An 18954-nucleotide genomic window follows, 5' to 3' on the forward strand; every position below is an offset into this window, starting at 1 on the left:
TCATGTGTAAATGCACCGGTGCAGGCAGCAGCCCGGGCCATTGCTCCGGCATGGCAAGGACAGGATGGCGACGCATTTGGGCGGCTTTTTCGGCAACTTTACCACGAGATGATAATGTTGATCCCTCCACTCGAGTGTTCTACCTGAACGTTGGGCATGCAACGCCGGCCGACAGTGCGGGCGCCGGCCCTGGCGGAGAAGGAGCATCATGCAGCACAGCGCCATGGAGCCTTGGTTTCGAGTGCTGCTCGTGAGCGGCCGTGAGGAAGAGCCTCCCGCCATCGGTCGCCTCGTGCGCCAGGCGGGTCTCCAGCCGGAAAGCCTGGAGCGCATCGGCAGCATGACCGAGGCGGTGGGCTTGGTCGCCGACCAGACGGTCGGCGCCGTGCTGCTGGACCTGTCGACGGCGGACGCGTCCGGCCTTGCGGGCCTCGTGCGGCTGCAGTCGATAGCACCCGGCATCCCGATCCTCGCTTTTCCGGGATTTGACGATACCGCTGCGCTCGAACAGGCTCATGCCGTGACCTGCCTGCAGCGGGCCGCACGCAAGCGGGAGCAGGACCGCCGGCTCGTCCATGTGGCGACGCGCGATAGGCTGACCGGGCTGGCCAACCGCTGGTTGCTGGAAGACCGGCTGAAATGCGCCATCGGCCGCGCACGCCGTTCCGCGCAGGCAGGCGCGCTCTATTTCTTCGACCTGGACAACTTCAAGGCGGTGAACGACCAGCTCGGTCACGAAGCGGGCGACCATCTCCTGCAGGCCTTCGGCCAGCGCATGCTTCGGTCGATGCGCGAGAGCGACACGGTGGCCCGCCTGGGTGGCGACGAGTTCGTGGTCGTGATGGACAAGGTGGTCAACCGCGGCAACGGCGAGCGCATCCGCACGCGCCTGCAGCGCCTCTTGGGCCTGCCCTACGAGTTGCCCGGCCGCCAGACCCAGGTCACGGTCAGCGTCGGCCTGGCCTTGTTCCCCGACGAAGGCAGCGACCTCGAAACGCTGCTCAGGGTCGCGGACCAGGCCATGTATCGCGACAAGCGCAGCCGTGCCGATCAGGCAGCCCGATAGAAGTTCACGCCGGCCGCATCGGTCTCCTTGACGATTCCGCGGCTTACAACCAGCCGGTTCAGGTGCGCCAGCGTCTCGCCCAGCGCGAACGAGAGCTGGTGCATGTCCAGCGCGCGCGGGAACAGCCTTACCATGACCTCCACGGCCTTGCTCGGTTGCCGGCAAGCCGCCAGGGTCGCCTCCAGCCGTTCGTCATGGTGCCGCTGCAGCTGCTCGATCCGCTGCTGCAGGCCGGTGAACGGCGTCTTGTGGGACGGGAGCACCATGGCATCGTCGGCAACGTCCACGTAGCGCGCCAGTGTTCGCTGGAAGGCGCCCAACGGATCCGCATCCGGTTCGGACGGCCAGACCGCGACGTTGGGCGAGATCGACGGCAGGACCTGGTCCGCGGCTATCAGCAGGTTGCGCTCGCGGCTATGGAGCGTCACCTGCTCGGGGCTGTGCCCTTCGCCCACGATGACCTCGAACATCGTGCCGGCAAGCTCCAGCCTGTCGCCTGCCTGCAGCCGCGTGAACCGGTAGGGGATCGGGTCCACGTTGCGGCGGTAATAGTTGCCGCGCCTGGAGCGCGACTCGATCAGGTCCTCCGGCAGCGCGCAGGCCAGGTCGAACCGTCGCCCGCTGGCAACGAAGTCGTCGCTCGTGTCCAGCACCAGCATGCGGGCCGTGAGCCATTCCGTCCGGCTCATCAGGAGTTCTGCCCCGGTGCGCTCGACCAGGGAGCCGATATTGCCGGCATGATCCGGATGGAAGTGGGTCGCCAGCACCCGCCGGACCGGGCGGCCATGGAGGAGGCCCGCGAGCAGGTCGTCCCAGATTGCCTTGGTCGTCGCGTCGCCCAGGCCGGTATCGATCAGCGTCCAGCTGCTGCCGTCGTCGACGATCCAGAGATTGACGTGGTCCAGGGCGAACGGGAGCTTCAGCCGCAGCCAGAAGATGCCGTCGGCCACCGCCACCGGCTTGCCCGGCTCGGGCACTTCGATCGCAACACGCTGCATCGTTCTCGCTATCCCTCCTCGATGGGTCCGGCACCGGCTGTCCGGATTGCAGGACCGAGAACTGTCCACTGTCATCAGCGCAGGGACGGACGGCTGCACGGGAAAGCCGTCTGGGACCCGACGCGCGCCCAGGCCAAGCCCAACGGCGCGATAATGTACGCGTCGTCGGGCTTACCTACACCTACCCGGCCATCGTCGCGACGGAGTCCCGATACCCTGCAGCTTCATGCGAGACCTTGCGGCGCCGGCGATGGCGGCTCGATCCAGGAAGGCATGTTCCGAGGGCCCCGACTTCCGGGCCAGGAGGCACGCTGCGCCTTCCGTTTCCAAGGATCGATCCGGGACGCAGAGGCCGCGCGGGCGCAACCCATGGCGCGCGCACGTGCCTCGGCGCCGTTGACCCTGTCGGTCAGATCATCGCGTAGACCTCGTGCCCACCTTCCCAGATCATCTTCAGCGCGACGAGGAGGATGATGAGGAAGCCTACCCAGGCCAGCCAGCGATGCCGTTCCATCCAGCGCGCGATGAAGCTGGCGGCCACACCCATGAGCGCGATCGACAGGACTAGGCCGAAGACCAGCGCAGGCAGGTGGTCCTTGGCCACGCCCGCCACCGCCAGCACGTTGTCCAGCGACATGGACACGTCCGCAACGGCGATCTGGAAGGCGGCGGCTGCGAACGACTTCCGGGCGACCGTTCCGGTGGCACCGGTGGCGTCGGTCTCGTGGCCATGGCTGCCCTCGCGCAGCTCGCGGTACATCTTGTACGCCACCCAGAGCAGCAGCAGCCCGCCTGCCAGCAACAGGCCGATGATCTGCAGCAGCTGCACAGCGACGAGGGCGAACGCGATGCGGAACACCAGTGCCAGCACGACCCCGATCATGATCGCGCGGCGCTTTTGCAGCTCGGGGAGGCCCGATGCCAGCTGGCCGACTACGACGGCGTTGTCGCCGGCGAGCGCGATATCGATCAGGACGATCGTGAAGAAGACATAAAATTCGGCGAGAAAGCTCTCTGGCATGTGCGCTCCGGCGATGACGGTGGGGCGCATAGCAGATGGACCGAGGAGAACCAGTTGAAAAGACGTCATCTTCCTGCCTTGACCCGGCGCACCGGGCCGCTGCACACCCCATCGGCATGACGAACGGGGCTCGATCGCAGGTCACGCTGGTCCTGGGCGGGGCGCGCTCGGGCAAGAGCCGGCATGCCGAATCGGTCTGCCTGCGCACCGGCCTGGAGCCCGTCTATCTCGCCACGTCGCAGGTTTTCGACGCCGAGATGGCGAGCCGCGTGGCACGGCACCGGGCGGATCGGGACCCTCGCTGGACCACTGTCGAGGAGCCGCTGGCACTGGCCGCCAGCCTGCGGCTTCATGCGGCACCGGGGCGGATCGTGCTGGTGGAATGCCTGACGCTCTGGGTGACCAACCTGATGGTGGCCGAGCTGGACGTGGCGGCCGCCTCGGCCGAGCTGGTAGCGACGCTGACGGATCTGGCGGGCCCGGTGGTGCTCGTGTCGAACGAAGTGGGGCAAGGCGTCGTTCCGGCCAATGCGATGGCCCGGACGTTCGTCGATCATGCCGGCCGGCTTCATCAGGACGTCGCCGCCATCGCGACGACGGTCACCCTGGTCGTGGCGGGGCTGGCGCTGCAACTGAAGGGCCATCGATGACGAAGATCGCAGCGACGGTGATCACCGGGTTTCTCGGCAGCGGCAAGACCACGCTGATCCGCCACCTCCTGCAGCATGCCGGCGGCCGGCGGCTGGCCCTGGTGATCAACGAGTTCGGCGAGGTGGGCGTCGACCGGGAGGTGCTGCTCGGCTGCGGCGATGCCACCTGCCGCGAAGAGGACGTGGTGGAGCTGGCCAATGGCTGCATCTGCTGCACCGTGGCCGACGACTTCCTGCCGACCATGGAGAAGCTCCTGGCCCTCGACCCGCCGCCCGACCATATCGTGATCGAGACCTCGGGCCTCGCCCTGCCCAAGCCCCTGGTCAAGGCGTTCGCCTGGCCGGGTATCCGGGATCGGGTGACCGTGGACGGGGTGGTGACGGTCGTAGACGCTGCGGCAGTGGCAGCCGGCCTGTTCGCGCCGGATCCGGCCGCGGTGAAGGCGCAGCAGCTGGCCGACGACAATCTCGACCACGAGACGCCGCTGGAGGAACTGTTCGAGGAGCAGGTCGGCTGTGCCGACCTGGTGGTGCTCAACAAGAGCGACCTCGTCCCGGCCGCAAGCTGGGAAGAGGTCGATCGGGCCGTCGCCCATGACCTGCGGCCGCAGGCACGCACGGTGCGGGCATGCCATGGTCGCCTGCCGATCAACGTCCTGCTGGGCCTGGGTGCAGCCGCCGAGAGCGACCTGGACAGCCGCCCTTCGCACCATGAGGGCGAGGACCACGATCACGACGATTTCGAGAGCTTCGCCGTTGAACTGGGCCCGGTGAGCGACCCGGACAGGACAGCGGCCGCGTTGGCCGAGCTTGCCGACCGCCATCGCGTGCTGCGCCTCAAGGGATTCGTGGAGGTGGCCGGCAAGCCGATGCGCCTGCTGGTCCAGGGTGTCGGCGGCCGGATTGCGCATGCCTATGATCGTCCCTGGCGCCATGGCGAGGCGCGCAGCGGCCGGCTGGTCGTCATCGGCGAAAAGGGCCTGGACCAGCCAGGGATCGAAGCGGCCGTTCGCGCCGCCGCCTGAGCCAGCGTGCACCTTCTCCCAGCCACGGCGAGCGGCACGCCTACCGATGGCGAGGCCGTCGACCTCGCCCAGACGCCGGCTGACCTGGTCGTAGCCTCGTTCGCCGACACGGAACTGGCCTGCCTCGCCGCCGCCGCCGAGCGCTTGAGCGACCGCTGCCCGTCGCTGCGGATCGCTCCGCTGCGGCTGCTGCGCCACCCCATGTCGGTCGACCTGTGGGTCGAACGGACGGTGGCCCATGCCCGCCTGGTAGTCCTGCGATTGATCGGCGGCCGCCCCTACTGGTCCTATGGGCTGGACCAGGTGGTGGCGGCCTGCCGCGGCAGGAACATCCCGCTGGCCGTGCTGCCGGGCGATGATCGGGCCGATCCTTCCCTGGATGGCTTGTCGAGCCTGCCGGCCGCGATCAATGGCCTGCTCTGGCGCCAACTGGCGGAAGGCGGGATCGAGAACGCCCTCAGCTTTCTGGAAAGCGCCGCTGCGATCCTGGACGGCCGCCCCGTCTCAGCCCGGCCGAGCCCGCTGCCGCGCACGGGGCTGTACCGTGATGGCCGAACCTGGCCCACGCCCGACGCCTTCCTCGACGGCCACCGTCGGGCACCGGACGCCATCCTGCTGTTCTACCGGGCCCTGATGCTGGCTGGCGACACGGCCCCGGTTGATGAGCTGATCAACGCGCTGCGGAACCGCGGCATCGAGGCGGTGGGCCTGTTCACCACGAGCCTGAAGGATCCTGCCGAGGGAGCGATCGTACGCAGCTTCTGCGCGGAGCTGCGGCCGTTTATCGTCCTTGCAGCCACCAGCTTCTCCACGGCCCGCGCCGAGGACGGCTGGGCTACGCCCCTGGACGAGCTCGACGTCCCGGTCCTGCAGCTGGTCCTGGCCGGCAGCACCGAACAGGCATGGCGTCAGTCCTCACGCGGCCTGATGCCCGTGGATCTCGGCATGCAGGTGGCTCTTCCGGAACTGGACGGCCGCCTTCACGGCCCGGTGATCGGCTTCAAGGACGAAGGCCGCATCGACCAGCGCACCCAGTGCCCGCTCATGCGCTGGCTGCCGTTCGCCGAAGGCATCCAGGCTGCCGCGGAACGGGCGCAGGCCTGGCTGGACCTGCAGCGCACTCCTGCCCCCGAACGCCGCATCGCCCTGGTGCTCGCCAACTATCCAATCCGTGATGGCCGGATCGCCAACGGCGTTGGTCTCGACACGCCCGCCTCGACCGTCGTGCTGCTCCGCGCCCTCGCCGAGGCTGGATACGATATCCAACCCATGCCGGCGGATGGCGACGACCTCGTCCGGCAGCTCCAGGCAGGCGTCACCAACGAGCCGCCCTCGAGCAGGACCGTCAGGACGGTCCTACCGCTCGACCGGTACGAGCGCTGGCTGGACCAGCTGTCGCCGGCGATCCGTGCCGCCGTTCGGGAGCGCTGGGGATCACCTTGCGACGATCCCTTCTGCGTCGACGGCCAGTTCCTCCTGCCCGTCCTTCCGCTCGGCAACACCATCGTCGCCCTGCAGCCCTCCCGAGGCTACGAGATCGACCCCGCGCTGAGCTGGCACGATCCGGCCCTGCCGCCACCCCATCGCTACGTCGCCTTCTATCTCTGGCTGCGCCACGAATTTGGTGCCCATGCGCTGGTCCAGGTGGGCAAGCACGGCAACCTGGAATGGCTGCCGGGCAAGGCCACCGGGCTCAGCCAGGACTGTTTCCCCGCTGCCTTGATCGGCCCGCTGCCGGTGATCTACCCGTTCATCGTCAACGATCCCGGCGAGGGCACCCAGGCCAAGCGGCGGACAGGCGCCGTGGTGGTCGACCATCTCACGCCGCCGCTGGCAAGGGGCGGCCTGCATGGCGACCTGCGGGCGCTCGAGAACCTGCTGGACGAGTACAGCGAGGCGCGCGACCTGGACCCCAAGCGAGCCAAGGCGCTCGGCCGGTCCATCGCCGAGGAGGCACAGCGCCTGAAGCTGGACCACGACCTCGCCTCCGCAGGCTCCGCCGAGGACAGCATCGTCGCCCTGGACTCCTACCTGTGCGACCTCAAGGAATTGCAGATCCGCGACGGCCTGCACGTGCTGGGCACGAGCCCGACCGGCCATGCCCGTGCCGAGATGCTGTCGGCGATCATCCGGCTGCCGCGCGGCTCCCGTGACGGCGATGCCTCGTTGCCACGGGCGCTGGCAGCCGACCTGGACCTCCACGACTTCGATCCGCTCGCCGGGGAGGAACTGGGCCGGCCCTGGCTGGGACCGAAGCCGCCCGCCCTGGATGCCCTGTCGCGGGCACCCTGGCGCACCCTGGGCGACACGATCGAGCGGCTGGAGCATCTGGCCCTTGCCATGCTCGCGGACAAGGCGCCGGTGCCGCCGGCTTGGCAGCGGACGAGGGCCGTCCTTGATCAGGTCGTGAGTCAGATCGCACCGGCCCTGGACCATTCGGGCAGAAACGAGATTACGAGCGTCCTGCACGCCCTGGACGGCCGCTTCATCCGCCCGGGCCCGTCGGGCGCACCCAGTCGCGGCCGCCCCGACGTGCTGCCGACCGGCCGCAACTTCTTCTCGATCGACGCCCGCTCGCTTCCCACCCCGACGGCGTGGCGGCTGGGATGGGCATCGGCGGCCTCGGTCGTGCAACTCTATGTCGAGCGGCACGGCGACTGGCCGAAGGCGCTGGTCATTTCCGCCTGGGGAACGGCCAACATGCGCACCGGCGGCGACGACATCGCCCAGGCGCTGGCCCTGATGGGCTGCCGGCCGGTCTGGGATGGCGCCGGCGGACGCGTCACCGGCATCGAGGTGCTGCCGCTGTCCATGCTCGACCGGCCGCGGATCGACGTCACCTTCCGCGTCTCAGGGTTCTTCCGCGACGCCTTCCCGCACCAGATCGCCCTGCTCGACGAGGCCGTGCGGCTGGTCAGCGCGCTGGACGAGCCGCCGGAGTGCAACCCCCTGGCTGACCGGGTCCGGACCGAGACGGCGCGGCTCGTCGCGGCCGGCCAGGAGCCGTCGCAGGCGCAATTGCAGGCCTCGGCACGGATCTTCGGCAGCAGGCCAGGGGCCTATGGCGCCGGCCTGCAGGCGCTGATCGACGAGCGGCACTGGCAGACGGACGCCGATCTGGCCGCCGCCTATCTGACCTGGGGCGGCTACGCCTATGGCAGGGGCCGCGACGGCATCAACGACCGGGATCAGTTGGAGCAACGCCTGGCAGGGATCGACCTCGTCCTGCACAACCAGGACAACCGCGAGCACGATCTGCTCGACAGCGACGACTACTACCAGTTCGAAGGCGGCGTCATCGCCGCCGTCCGCACGCTGAGCGGGCGGCAGCCGGAAGCCTTCCATGTCGACCATAGTCGCCCGGAGACGCCGAAGCCGCGCACGCTCGCGGCCGAGATCGGCCGGATCGTCCGCGGCCGTGCGTCCAATCCGCGCTGGATCGCCGGCGTCATGCGGCACGGCTACAAGGGCGCCTTCGAGATGGCCGCGACCGTCGACTATCTCTTCGCCTTCGCCGCGACCGCCCGGGTCGTCGAGGACCACCATTTCGATCAGCTCTTCGAGGCCTATCTTCAGGACGAGCAGGTCCGGTCCTTCCTGGAGGAAGCCAGCCCGGCGGGCCTGCGCGAGATGGCGGCGCGGTTCATGGAGGCAGTGGAGCGAGGCTTGTGGCGCCCTGCCCGGAACAGTGTCGTATCCCAGCTGACGGACCTGCTCGCGCAGACGCCGCAGGCCCGTTAGGTTGCCCGCACGAACCCGAGGGAGGCGCAGAACCATGCTGCTCGGCTGCATCGCCGATGATTCCACCGGCGCCACCGATCTTGCCGCCGTGCTGGTCGCCGAAGGCATGCGCACGGTCCAGACGATCGGCGTACCGGATGCCGGCACCGATCCGGGCGATGTCGACGCGCTCGTGGTGGCGCTGAAATCGCGCTCGATCCAGCCATCCGCGGCTGTCCACCAGTCGCTGGCCGCCCTGCGCTACCTGCAGGAGCGGGGGGCGAAGCAGATCCTGTTCAAGTACTGCTCCACCTTCGACTCCACGCGGGAGGGCAATATCGGCCCGGTCGCCGAAGCGCTCCTGGAAGCACTGGGCGAGGAGCAGACGATCGTCTGCCCGGCCTACCCCACCCTGAACCGCTCGATCTTTCGCGGCCACCTGTTCGTCGGCGACCGGCTCCTGTCGGAAAGCGGAATGGAGAAGCACCCGCTCAACCCGATGACCGAGCCCGACCTGGTGCGGGTGATGGCCTCGCAGAGCCGCCGCAAGGTGGGGCTGGTGCGCTATGACACGGTGCGCGACGGAGCCGACGCCGTCCGCACCCGGTTGGGCGAGCTTCGCGCCGATGGCGTTGCCCATGTCGTCACCGACGTGATCTACGACGAGGACCTGCGCATCCTGGGTGAGGCCGCGGCAGGGCTGAAGCTCGTGACGGGCGGCTCCGGCATCGCCCTGGGACTGCCGGAGAATTTCCGCCGCCAGGGACTGCTCGGCCGCCACGAGGCCGGCGAACTGCCGGAGGTGGATGGCTACGAAGCGGTTCTTGCCGGCAGTTGCTCCGTGGCGACACGTGGCCAAGTCGCCGACTTCCTGAACGGGCGTCCCGGCTTCAAGCTCGATCCGCAGAAGCTGGCGGACGGCGACGGAGCGGTTGAGGAAGCGCTCGCGTTCGCGCAGGAGCGGTTGAAGGACGGGCCGCTGATCATCTACGCCACCGCCGAACCGGGCGAGGTCGCCGCAGCCCAGACGGTGCTCGGCCGCGAGCGGGCGGGCGAGCTGGTCGAGGCCGCCATGGCCAAGCTGGCGACGGGCCTGGTCGAGCGTGGCGTGCGCCGGCTCGTAGTGGCGGGCGGCGAGACGAGCGGCTCGGTGGTCTCAGCACTCAAGGTTTCGGCGCTGCGGATCGGGCAGAAGATCGACCCGGGCGTTCCGGCAACCGTGTCGGTCGGCGACCGCCCCCTCGCCCTGGCGCTCAAGTCAGGCAATTTCGGGACGCCCAACTTCCTGAGCAAGGCGTTCGGCTTCATGCCGGGAAAGCGGCCATGAGCAGCGAGAGCCAGCTGCGCGAGCAGATCTGCACCATCGGCAAGTCGATCTTCGACCGCGGCCTGACCTCGGGCTCGACCGGCAACATCAGCGCGCGGCTGGACGACGGCACGTGGCTGATGACGCCCACCAACGCCTCGCTCGGCCGCCTGGACCCTGGGCGGATCAGCAGGCTGGACGCGGCCGGCCGGCTCCTGTCCGGCGACCCGCCGTCGAAGGAAATCCCGCTGCACTCGGCCATGTACGACGAGCGCAGCGGCTCCGGCGCCATCGTGCACCTGCACTCCACGCATTCGGTTGCCGTCTCGATGTTGCCGGAGGTGGATCCCGAGAACGTCCTGCCGCCGCTCACCGCCTATTACTGCATGCGCTGCGGAAGGGTGCCGCTGATCCCCTATTTCATCCCAGGCGATCCTGCCCTGGGCGACGCCATTCGTGGCGTGGCGGGCAAGGCCAGCACGGTGCTCCTGGCCAATCACGGCCCGGTCGTCGCCGGCAAGGATCTGGAAGCCGCCACCAACGCGGTGGAAGAGCTGGAAGAGACGGCCAAGCTCTATCTGATGCTGCGCAACCTGAACCCGCGCCTGCTGACGCCGGAACAGGTCGCGGAGATCGAGGCGAAGTACCCGATTAAGTGAACGAAAAAGGGCGGCCGATCGGCCGCCCCTCGTCGTGTACCAAACCAATTCAGGTCAGGCCTGCACCAGCTCCTGCCGCTGCTCGCCCAGGCCCTCGATGCCCAGGCGCATGACTTGGCCCGCCTTCAGGTAGATCGGCTCCGGCTTCTGGCCTAGGCCAACGCCCGGCGGGGTGCCGGTGGAGATGATGTCGCCCGGATAAAGCGACATGAACTGGCTGAGATAGTGCACCAGGAAGCGCACGCCGTAGACCATCGTCTTGGTCGAGCCGTTCTGGTAGCGGTGCCCGTCGACCTCCAGCCACATGTGAAGGTTTTGCGGGTCCGGCACCTCGTCACGGGTGACGAGCCAAGGACCGGTCGGCCCGAACGTGTCGCAGGACTTGCCCTTGGTCCACTGGCCGCCGCGCTCGGCCTGGAAGGCCCGCTCCGAGACGTCGTTGATCACGCAGTAGCCGGCGACATGGTCCAGCGCCTGGTCCTCGCTGACATAGGAGGCGGTCTTGCCGATCACCACGCCCAGCTCGACCTCCCAATCGGTCTTCACCGAGGTGCGCGGGATCTTGACCTGGTCGTTCGGCCCCACGATCGCCGAGGTGGCCTTCATGAAGATGACCGGCTCGGGCGGCACGGCCATGCCGCTTTCCGCGGCGTGGTCGGCATAGTTCAGGCCGATGCAGATGAACTTGCCGGTCCTACCGACACAGGGTCCGAGACGGACGCTGTCCTCGACCTTGGGCAGCTTGGCCAAATCGACCGCGCGGATCTTCGCAAGGCCGTCATCGGACAGGACATCGGCGGCGATGTCGGACACGACCCCGTCCAGCGAACGGATCACGCCGTCCTGATCCACGATACCGGGCTTTTCGGCCCCGGGCGTGCCGTAACGCACGAGCTTCATGAGCGAACCATCCTCCCAATGCGGCGCTGGAAGCGCTCTAGACGCTATTGTCGTGCATTTGAAGCCTGCGTCCGGGCATGGCGGCTGGCTGCGATCAGCGCCCTTGCCTGCGAAGAGCTGGCTTCGCCAGCGTCCAGGGCGTCGCTGGAGAGCTCTTCCACGATCCTGCCCTGGTCCATCACCAGGACGCGCGGGCACATATGAGCGACCACCGCCAGGTTGTGGCTGACCAGGATCGAGGTGAGCCGGCGCTTCTTCTGCAGCGCCACCAGCAGGTTCAGGATCTCGGCCTGCACCGAGACGTCCAGTGCCGAGGTCGGCTCGTCCAGCAGCAGGATCGAAGGGGCCGGCAGCAAGGCGCGCGCGACGGCGACCCGCTGCCGCTGCCCGCCCGAGAGCTGGTGCGGGTAACGGAACCGGACATCCTGCGGCAGCCCGACATCGGCCAGCGCCTGCGGGATCAGCGTCGAGGCATTGCCCAGGCGGTGGATCGAGATCGGCTCGTCCAGGATCGCGTCGATCGTGTGGCGGGGGTGGAGCGAGCCGTAGGGGTCCTGGAACACCATCTGGACCTGCCGGCAGAACTCGAGGTCGCGTCGGCCGCCCATGAGCGCTCGCCCCGCCACCTCCACCCGCCCTTCCCACTGCTCGACCAGGCCGGTCAGCACGCGCAGGACCGTCGACTTGCCGGATCCGCTCTCGCCGACGAGCCCGAGGCAACTGCCGGCCTCCGCACGCAGCGAGACGTGGTCCAGCGCCTGGAGGCTGCCAAAGCGCACGCACAGGCCCCGGATCTCGATGTCGGCACCCATCGTCAGCGCGCCCAGCTGGCATCGCGGCGCAGCACCGGCAGTTCCGTACGCCGCTGGCCCAGCCTCGGCACACAAGCCATCAGCCCCTGGGTATAGGGATGCTGCGCAGCTCTCAGATTCCGTGCATCCAGCTCCTCCACGATCCGCCCGGCATAGAAGACCAGCACCCGGTCGCAGAACGCGCTGACAAGGTCGAGATCGTGGCTCACCAGCACCAGCCCCATGCCCCGGGCGGTGACCAGCTCGTCCAGCGTTTCCAGGATGCCCGCCTCGACCGTGGCGTCCAGGGCCGAGGTGGGCTCGTCGGCCAGCAGCAGTTCCGGATCGGGGGCCAACATCATCGCGATCATGACGCGCTGCCCCATCCCGCCCGAGATCTCGTGGGGATAGAGGTCCACGACGCGCGCGGGGTCGCGGATATGAACCGCATTCAGCGCCTGGAGCGACCGCTCGCGCGCCTGGCGGCCGTTCGCCCCCTTGTGCAACCGGAACGTCTCGGCCAGTTGCGCACCGATCGTCATCACGGGGTTCAGCGCATGCCGCGGGTCCTGGAGGATCATCGAGATCCGCTTGCCGCGCAGCTTCGCGCGCTCCCGCGTAGGCATGCTGCGGAGGTCCTGACCCGCGAATGCCAGGCGCGCAGCACTCACCCTGCCTGGCGGCGGCACCAGGTCGAGGATGGCGCGCGCGGTCATCGACTTGCCCGAGCCGCTCTCGCCGACGATGCCGACCTTCTCGCGTCCAACCGTGAACGAAACGTCGCGGACGACCGGGTGCAGGCCATCCCGGGTGGGAAAGCTGACCGTCAGCCCGGCGACCTCCAGGAGCGGCGCCGTCACGAGCGCGCGGCCTTCGGGTCCAGCACGTCCCGCAGGCCGTCCCCGATCAGGTTGAAGGCGAGGCTGACCAGGAAGATCGCCGCCCCCGGCATCGTCGCGACCCACCATTGCTGCGTGAGATATTCCCGTCCCGACGCCACCATCGCACCCCATTCGGGCGTGGGCGGCTGGGCGCCCAGGCCCAAAAAGCCCAGGCCGGCCGCGATCAGGATCATGCCGGCAAGGTCCAGCGTCAGGCGCGCCAGGATGGTGGAAACGGTCAGCGGCATGATGTGCCGGACCAGGATGCGTGCATGCGAGGCCCCCTGCAGCCGGGCCGCCGCGATGAAGTCCTGCCGTCGCAGCGTGAGCGTCTCCGCACGCGCGAGGCGCGCATAGGGCGGCCAGGCGGTGGCGGCGATCGCGATGATGGCGTTCTCGATGCCGGGGCCCAGCGCTGCCACCAGGGCCAGGGCCAGGACCAGCCGGGGGAACGCCATGAAGATGTCGGTGATCCGCATGAGCACCCGGTCGAGCAGCCCGCCGCTGTAACCGGCGACGATCCCGACGGCCAGCCCCAGCGGTGCTACCGTCACGGCCGCCAGCAGGATGATCGTCAGGGTGATCCGGCTTCCCCAGATGACCCGGCTCAGGATGTCGCGGCCCAGATTGTCCGTGCCGAACGGGTGATCATTGGACGGGGGAAGCAGGCGGTCCTGCAGGTTCTGCAGGTCGGGCGGATAAGTGGCCAGTTGCGGGGCGAAGATCGCCACCAGCACCAGGATCACGACGATGGCGATGCCCGTCGCCGCCAGCCGGTTGGAAAGAAGCTCCAGCGTGCCCCGGTACAGCCGCCCTGCCCGGGCCTGGCCGCGCGACGCAGGCGTGGCGGTGGTGAGCCAGGTCGCAAGCGTGCTCACGTCGCCCTCGGATCGACCAGGGTGTAGAGCACGTCCGACAGGAGGTTCAGCCCGATGAACACGAGCCCGATCACGATGGTGGCGCCCAGCACCGCGGTCAGGTCCGCGCTGAACAGGGACTGCGTGATGTAGAGGCCGAGGCCGGGCCAGGCAAAGACCGTCTCGGTCAACACCGCTCCCTCGAGCAGGTAGGCGTAGGAGAGCGCGATGGTCGTGATCAGCGGCACCATGATGTTGCCGACTGCATGCCGCCAGATCACCCGCCGTTCCGGCAGGCCCTTCACCCGGGCGGCGACGATGTACTCGTGGCCTAGCTCGGCCAGCATGAGCGAGCGGGTCATCCGTGTGATGTAGGCCAGCGAGAAGTAGCCCAGCACCGAGGCCGGAAGGATCAGGTGCGAGAGCGCGTCGAAGAACGCGTCCGTGTCGTGCGCCAGCAACGTGTCGACCAGCATCAGGCCGGTCACCGGCTCGATCGAGTACTCGTAGGCCACGTCGATCCGGCCAGGCCCCGCCACCCAGTCGAGCTTGGCGTAGAACAGCAGGAGCCCGACCAGCCCCAGCCAGAATACCGGCACGGAGTAGCCGGCCAGCGCCACGATCCGGATGATCTGGTCCTGCCAGCGACCATGGCGGGTCGCGGCCAGCACGCCCAGCGGCACGCCAAGGCACACGCCCAGCAGCGTCGCCGTGGTCGCAAGCTCCAGGGTCGCCGGGAAGAACCGGCCGATATCGGTCAGCACGGGCTGGCCACTCAGGACCGAATTGCCGAGATCGCCTTGCAGCACGTCGCCGAGATAGCGGATGAACTGCTGCCACAGCGGCAGGTCCAGGCCCATTTCGGCCGCTGCCCTGGCCCTGATCTCCTCGCTTGCCCGGTCGCCCACCATCGCCAGCAGCGGATCGACCGGGATGACCCGGCCGATCATGAACGTGACCAGCAACAGGCCGAGCACGGTCAGCACGACCGACACGATCAGCGACCCGAGCTTGACCAAGAAGCGCAGGAGCCAGCTGCGCCCACGCTCCCGCGCCGGCAGCGCCGCGATGTCCGAGGCAACAGCCACGATCCGGTGGTACCCTAGGTCTTGGTCACGCCCGAATAGTTGACGGTATCGAAGGTGGGGCCGGACACGAAGCCCTGGACGTTGCTGCGCAGCACGGACTGCTCGACCTGCTGGAACATCAGGATATAGGCGCCTTGGGCCTGCACCTCTTTCTGGATGTCCAGATAGGCCTGCTCGCGCTTGGCCGTGTCCGGCTCGAGCGCCGCCGCATCGGTCGCCTTGGTCAGCTCCGGAATGTCCCAGGCGTTGCGCCAGGCCACCGTCTTGGTCTTGCCTTCGTCGCTGTTGTCGGGGTTGCGCGCGAAATAATCGGTGGTGGAGTGCGGATCGAGATAATCCGGCGACCAGTACATCAGCACCATGTCGTGGTTGCGCGCCCTGTACCTGGTCAGGACCTGCTTCTGGTCGGCCTGGACCAGCTCGACCTTGACCCCTGCCTGACCGAACGTCCCCTGGATGGCCTGCGCCATGTCGATATAAGGCGAGGTGTTCGGCACGTCGAACGTGATCGACAGGTCGGAGCCCGCTCCCGATTCGGCCAGCAGGGCCTTCGCCTTCTCGATGTCCAGCTTGTAGGGATTGTTGCCGAGCGCGCCGAACATCCCCTCGCCCAAGAAGGACTGGTGGATCATCCACTGGCCCTTCAGGAGGCTGTTGGTCAGCCCCTCGTAGTCGACCGCATAGCGCAGCGCCTCGCGTACCTTCGGGTTCGCCAGGATCGAGTTCTTCTGGTTCAGGCCCAGATAGAGGATGCTCTGCTTGGGGTCGGTCTGCAGCTTGAAATCCGGGCTCTTGGTGAGCTCAGCGATCTGGTCGGGGCTGAGGTTGCGGGCGATGTCGGCGTCACCCTTCTGGATCAGCAGGAGCTGGGTCGCCGGCTCGCCGACATGGCGGACCACCACCCGCTTCATGCCGGGCGCGCCCAGGTAGAAGTCGGGATTGGCCTCCAGCGCCACCGCGTCCTTGGCCTTCCAGGTCAGGAGCTTGAACGCGCCCGAGCCCGCCGACTGGTTCTTCAGCCAGCCATAGCCGAGGTCGTCGCCTTCGGCGTGGCTCATCACCAGCTTCATGTCGACGATCGAGCCGACCCCGGCCGAAAGCGCGTTCAGGACGAGCGTCGGCGCGAACTTGTTGACGAGCGTGAGCTGCAGCGTGTCTGGCGCCGTCACCTTGATGTTTTCGGCGACATTGTCCGCGGCCCAGCCGAATTGGGAGAGGATGAAGGCCGGCGTCTTGTCGAGGATGACGACCCGCTGCAGCGACCAGGCGGCATCCTCGGCCGTCACCGGGTTGCCGGAGTGGAACTTGAGGTTCGGGCGGATCTTGAAGGTCAGCACACCGCCATCGTCCGAGACGGTCCAGCTCTCGGCGATGCCGCCCACGAGCTTGGTGGTGTCCTTGGGGTCGACCGATACCAGCCGCGTATAGAGCTGCGCCACGATCTCGCCGCCCGAGAACTCGAAGCACTCGGCCGGGTCGAGCGTGATCATGTCGTCGATGTTCTTGGCGATCACCAGCACGTCCTTGGGCGTGGCGGCCGCTGCAGGCGTGAACAGGCCGCTGCCGAGCCCGGCGGAAAGACCCACGACTCCTGCCGTGGCAGTCAACAGCGTCCGGCGTTTCATGCGTGCGCTCCGTTGGAACTTGACGAGCCTGTGACGACGGTATCCTCGTGCTGCACCGCGTCAAGCCCGGCGTCGGCGGATTGCCCTTCGGCCCGCTGCTCCGTAAACCCGGCCCCGTCCGTGCCTGGAGGAAAACGCGTGCCCAAGCTCGTCGTGGTCGATCACCCGCTGGTCCAGCACAAGCTGTCCCTGATGCGCCGCAAGGAGACGCCCACGGCCGAGTTTCGCCAGCTGGTGAAGGAAATCGCGCTGCTGCTCGGCTACGAGATCTGCCGCGACCTGCCGCTCGAAGACGTGGACGTGGAAACGCCGCTCGAGATGGCCCGGGTCAAGATGCTGGCCGGCAAGAAGCTCTGCCTAGTCTCCGTACTCCGTGCCGGCAATGGCCTGCTCGAAGGCATGCTCGACCTGATCCCTTCCGCGCGCGTCGGCCATCTCGGCCTCTACCGGGACCATGTGACGCTGCAGCCGGTGGAATATTTCTACAAGGTGCCCAGCGACATCAGCGAGCGACCAGTGATCCTGGTCGACCCGATGCTGGCCACCGCCAACTCGGCGATCGCTGCGGTCACCAAGGTGAAGGCCTCGGGTGCCACTGACATCAAGTATGCCTGCCTGCTGGCCGCACCCGAAGGTGTGGCCAAGTTCCACGCCGCGCATCCGGACGTGCCGGTGTTCACGGCCGCGGTCGACCGCGGCCTGAACCAGCAGGGCTATATCATGCCCGGCCTGGGCGATGCGGGCGACCGGATCTACGGCACCCGCTGACGATCAGGTGGTGAGCCCGCCGTCGATGACGGCGAGCGTGCCGGTCGTGTAGCTGCTCTCGTCGGACGCGAAGTAGAGTGCCAGCGCGGCGATCTCCTCCGCCGTGCCCAGCCGGCCCATCGGCTGGCGGGCAACGAAGTCCTTGCGTGCCTGCACGGGGTCGGCGGCGGAGTTGATCCGGTCATCCAGGGACGGCGACTGCACCGTGCCCGGGCAGATCGCATTGCAGCGGATGTTCTGCTTCACGAAGTCGATCGCGACCGACTTGGTGAGGCCCTGAACGGCTGCCTTGGATGCCCCGTAGGCGAAGCGGTTCGGCACCCCCTTGAACGCGCCCGCGACGCTGGCGACGTTCACGATCGAGCCGCCGCCGTTCTCGATCATCTTCGGCAGGAATGCCTTGATCAGCCAGAACATCGAGCGGGCGTTCAGGTCGAACGCGAAGTCCCACTGCTCGTCCGTGCAGTCCAGGATCGTGCCATTGTGGACATAGCCCGCCACGTTCACGAGCACGTTGATGCCCGGGTGCTGCTGGGCGCAGGACCGGATGGCGTCGGCCGACAGGACGTCCAGCCGCTCGGTCCGGATCCCTTCCTCACGCTCCAGCTCCTGGAGCAGATGGGTGTTCACGTCCGTGGCGAGGATGTCGGCGCCCTCGCGTGCGAAGGAAATCGCGACCGCACGGCCGATGCCTTGTGCCGCCGCCGTCACCAGCACGCGCTTGCCGGCCAGCCTTCCAGTCATTCCGATCTCTCCAACGAACACGCCAGGGGTTCACCGACCAGCCGGCCGGACGCGCGGCACCAGTAGCGGAGGCGACCGGCGCCAGGAAGCCCCGGCACCGGTCGCCTCGCGAGAACGCTCAGGCCATGTACTGGCCGCCATTGGCCGTCAGTGTCGAGCCGGTGATGAATCCGGCGCCCTCCCCGGCCAGGAACACGACGCAGCGACCGATCTCCTCGGGCTCGCCCAGCCGCCCGACGGGAATCTGCGGCAGGACCTTGGAGTTCAGGACCTCCTGGGGCACGGCCTTGACCATGTCGGTAGCGATGTAGCCCGGCGCCACCACGTTCGCCGTGACGTTCGACCTGGCCCCTTCCTGGGCCAGCGCCTTGGTGAAGCCGATGGCCCCGGCCTTCGCAGCGGCATAGTTCGCCTGGCCGAACTGGCCCTTCTGGCCGTTCACCGAGCCGATGGTGATGATGCGCCCGAAGCCGCGCTTCTTCATCCCGTCGAACACGCACTTGGTCATGAAGAACAGTGAATCGAGATTGGTCGCCATCACCTCGCGCCACTGCTCGACGGTCATCTTGCTGAAGCTGCTGTCCCGGGTGATCCCGGCATTGTTGACCAGCACGTCGACCGGGCCGATCTCGGCCTCCACCTTCGCGATGCCCGCCTGGCAGGCCTCGAAGTCCGCGACGCTCCACTTGAAGACCGGGATGCCGGTCTGGGCCGCAAAGTCGTTGGCGGCCTGGTCGTTGCCGGCATAGTTGGCGGCCACCTGGAAACCGGCCTCCTTCAGCGCGACCGAGATCGCGGCTCCGATCCCACGGGATCCCCCGGTGACGAGTGCGACACGGGCCATCTCGATTCTCC

The 18954-nt window shown here is 68.1% G+C and carries 17 protein-coding genes; 7 read left to right on the forward strand and 10 right to left on the reverse strand.

The window, feature by feature from the left end; translation table 11 throughout:
- The first annotated feature begins 208 nt into the window (after positions 1–208).
- A complete protein-coding gene (locus VHL31_RS15225; protein WP_329662073.1) occupies positions 209–1066 on the forward strand; it encodes a diguanylate cyclase domain-containing protein in 858 nt (285 codons plus the stop codon).
- Here the strand turns inward: VHL31_RS15225 and VHL31_RS15230 are convergent.
- Together VHL31_RS15230 and VHL31_RS15235 are read right to left on the reverse strand one after the other, a co-directional pair.
- Positions 1051–2064 carry an MBL fold metallo-hydrolase gene (locus VHL31_RS15230; RefSeq protein WP_329662074.1) on the reverse strand — a complete coding sequence of 338 codons (1014 nt, stop codon included), beginning with the start codon at positions 2062–2064 and terminating at the stop codon, positions 1051–1053. The two genes, VHL31_RS15225 and VHL31_RS15230, sit on opposite strands and share 16 nt — an antisense overlap.
- A gap of 409 nt (positions 2065–2473) precedes the next feature.
- Positions 2474–3085: a YjbE family putative metal transport protein gene (locus VHL31_RS15235; RefSeq protein WP_329662075.1), complete on the reverse strand. Its 612-nt coding sequence runs from the start codon at positions 3083–3085 to the stop codon at positions 2474–2476.
- 116 nt (positions 3086–3201) lie between these two features.
- On the opposite strand from VHL31_RS15235, the gene cobU reads away from it, so the two are divergent.
- Genes cobU through otnC form a run of 5 tightly spaced genes read left to right on the forward strand, consistent with a single transcriptional unit; the run spans position 3202 to position 10445 of the window.
- Positions 3202–3735 (forward strand): bifunctional adenosylcobinamide kinase/adenosylcobinamide-phosphate guanylyltransferase, encoded by a 534-nt coding sequence (gene cobU / locus VHL31_RS15240; RefSeq protein WP_329662076.1) that lies wholly within the window; start codon positions 3202–3204, stop codon positions 3733–3735.
- A complete protein-coding gene (cobW, locus tag VHL31_RS15245; protein ID WP_329662077.1) occupies positions 3732–4760 on the forward strand; it encodes a cobalamin biosynthesis protein CobW in 1029 nt (342 codons plus the stop codon). Before cobU ends, cobW begins: the two co-directional genes overlap by 4 nt.
- Positions 4761–4766: 6 nt before the next feature.
- Positions 4767–8501 carry a cobaltochelatase subunit CobN gene (gene cobN, locus VHL31_RS15250; RefSeq protein WP_329662078.1) on the forward strand — a complete coding sequence of 1245 codons (3735 nt, stop codon included), beginning with the start codon at positions 4767–4769 and terminating at the stop codon, positions 8499–8501.
- A gap of 34 nt (positions 8502–8535) precedes the next feature.
- Positions 8536–9807, forward strand: a complete 1272-nt coding sequence (gene otnK / locus VHL31_RS15255; protein ID WP_329662079.1) for a 3-oxo-tetronate kinase — start codon at positions 8536–8538, stop codon at positions 9805–9807.
- Positions 9804–10445 (forward strand): 3-oxo-tetronate 4-phosphate decarboxylase, encoded by a 642-nt coding sequence (gene otnC / locus VHL31_RS15260; protein ID WP_329662080.1) that lies wholly within the window; start codon positions 9804–9806, stop codon positions 10443–10445. Before otnK ends, otnC begins: the two co-directional genes overlap by 4 nt.
- Positions 10446–10499: 54 nt before the next feature.
- Here otnC and VHL31_RS15265 read toward each other — a convergent pair whose 3' ends face one another.
- From VHL31_RS15265 to VHL31_RS15290, 6 genes are read right to left on the reverse strand one after another with little or no spacing between them, the layout of a single operon-like run.
- A complete protein-coding gene (locus tag VHL31_RS15265) occupies positions 10500–11345 on the reverse strand; it encodes a fumarylacetoacetate hydrolase family protein (protein WP_329662081.1) in 846 nt (281 codons plus the stop codon).
- 44 nt (positions 11346–11389) lie between these two features.
- On the reverse strand, positions 11390–12157 hold the full coding sequence (locus VHL31_RS15270; protein ID WP_329662082.1) for an ABC transporter ATP-binding protein: 768 nt from the start codon (positions 12155–12157) through the stop codon (positions 11390–11392).
- A gap of 2 nt (positions 12158–12159) precedes the next feature.
- Entirely contained in the window at positions 12160–12996 is an 837-nt protein-coding gene (locus tag VHL31_RS15275; RefSeq protein ID WP_329662083.1) for an ABC transporter ATP-binding protein, read from the reverse strand.
- Complete coding sequence (gene nikC / locus VHL31_RS15280; protein ID WP_329662084.1) at positions 12993–13895, reverse strand: nickel transporter permease; 903 nt, start codon at positions 13893–13895, stop codon at positions 12993–12995. Before nikC ends, VHL31_RS15275 begins: the two co-directional genes overlap by 4 nt.
- Positions 13892–14962 (reverse strand): ABC transporter permease, encoded by a 1071-nt coding sequence (locus tag VHL31_RS15285; protein ID WP_329662085.1) that lies wholly within the window; start codon positions 14960–14962, stop codon positions 13892–13894. Before VHL31_RS15285 ends, nikC begins: the two co-directional genes overlap by 4 nt.
- Before the next feature lie 14 nt (positions 14963–14976).
- A complete protein-coding gene (locus VHL31_RS15290; protein WP_329662086.1) occupies positions 14977–16587 on the reverse strand; it encodes an ABC transporter substrate-binding protein in 1611 nt (536 codons plus the stop codon).
- A 138-nt stretch (positions 16588–16725) separates the two neighbouring features.
- Between VHL31_RS15290 and upp the strand changes: the two genes are divergently transcribed.
- Positions 16726–17355, forward strand: a complete 630-nt coding sequence (gene upp, locus VHL31_RS15295; RefSeq protein ID WP_329662087.1) for a uracil phosphoribosyltransferase — start codon at positions 16726–16728, stop codon at positions 17353–17355.
- 3 nt (positions 17356–17358) lie between these two features.
- Here the strand turns inward: upp and VHL31_RS15300 are convergent, their stop codons facing one another.
- Complete coding sequence (locus VHL31_RS15300) at positions 17359–18099, reverse strand: SDR family oxidoreductase (protein ID WP_329662088.1); 741 nt, start codon at positions 18097–18099, stop codon at positions 17359–17361.
- A 118-nt stretch (positions 18100–18217) separates the two neighbouring features.
- A complete protein-coding gene (gene phbB, locus VHL31_RS15305) occupies positions 18218–18943 on the reverse strand; it encodes an acetoacetyl-CoA reductase (protein WP_329662089.1) in 726 nt (241 codons plus the stop codon).
- Between the last annotated feature and the right edge of the window lie 11 nt (positions 18944–18954).

Origin of the sequence: Geminicoccus sp. (assembly GCF_036263595.1) — a bacterium.
GTDB lineage: Bacteria > Pseudomonadota > Alphaproteobacteria > Geminicoccales > Geminicoccaceae > Geminicoccus.